General features: G+C 57.6%; 1 rRNA gene. It reads left to right on the top strand.

Annotated features, from left to right (window positions below):
• Positions 1–1067, top strand: a 23S ribosomal RNA gene (locus ABZ318_RS39610); the annotation flags it as partial.

Genomic DNA, 1067 nt, shown 5'->3' with positions numbered 1-1067 from the left:
CTCGTGACTGCGTGCCTTTTGAAGAATGAGCCTGCGAGTTTGCGGTGTGTTGCGAGGTTAACCCGTGTGGGGAAGCCGTAGCGAAAGCGAGTCCGAACAGGGCGATCCAGTAGCACGCTCAAGACCCGAAGCGGAGTGATCTAGCCATGGGCAGGTTGAAGCGGAGGTAAGACTTCGTGGAGGACCGAACCCACCAGGGTTGAAAACCTGGGGGATGACCTGTGGTTAGGGGTGAAAGGCCAATCAAACTCCGTGATAGCTGGTTCTCCCCGAAATGCATTTAGGTGCAGCGTCGCGTGTTTCTTGCCGGAGGTAGAGCACTGGATAGGCGATGGGCCCTACCGGGTTACTGACCTTAGCCAAACTCCGAATGCCGGTAAGTGAGAGCGCGGCAGTGAGACTGTGGGGGATAAGCTCCATGGTCGAGAGGGAAACAGCCCAGAGCATCGACTAAGGCCCCTAAGCGTACGCTAAGTGGGAAAGGATGTGGAGTCGCAGAGACAACCAGGAGGTTGGCTTAGAAGCAGCCACCCTTGAAAGAGTGCGTAATAGCTCACTGGTCAAGTGATTCCGCGCCGACAATGTAGCGGGGCTCAAGCGTACCGCCGAAGTCGTGTCATTGCAGCATATAGCCCCAACGGGTGCTGTGATGGGTAGGGGAGCGTCGTGTGCCGGGTGAAGCAGCCGCGGAAGCGAGTTGTGGACGGTTCACGAGTGAGAATGCAGGCATGAGTAGCGATACACACGTGAGAAACGTGTGCGCCGATTGACTAAGGGTTCCTGGGTCAAGCTGATCTGCCCAGGGTAAGTCGGGACCTAAGGCGAGGCCGACAGGCGTAGTCGATGGACAACCGGTTGATATTCCGGTACCCGCTTTGAAACGCCCAATATCGAATCAGGCGATGCTAAGTCCGTGAAGCCGCCCCGGAGCCTTCGGGCAAAGGGGAGTGGTGGAGCCGACGAACCAGACTTGTAGTAGGTAAGCGATGGGGTGACGCAGGAAGGTAGTCCAGCCCGGGCGGTGGTTGTCCCGGGGTAAGGGTGTAGGACGTGTGATAGGCAAATCC

Source organism: Streptomyces sp. NPDC006197 (genome assembly GCF_040613865.1).
Lineage (GTDB): Bacteria > Actinomycetota > Actinomycetes > Streptomycetales > Streptomycetaceae > Streptomyces.
Note: the sequence above shows the minus strand (reverse complement) of the source record. Positions and strands in the feature narration are given on the sequence as shown.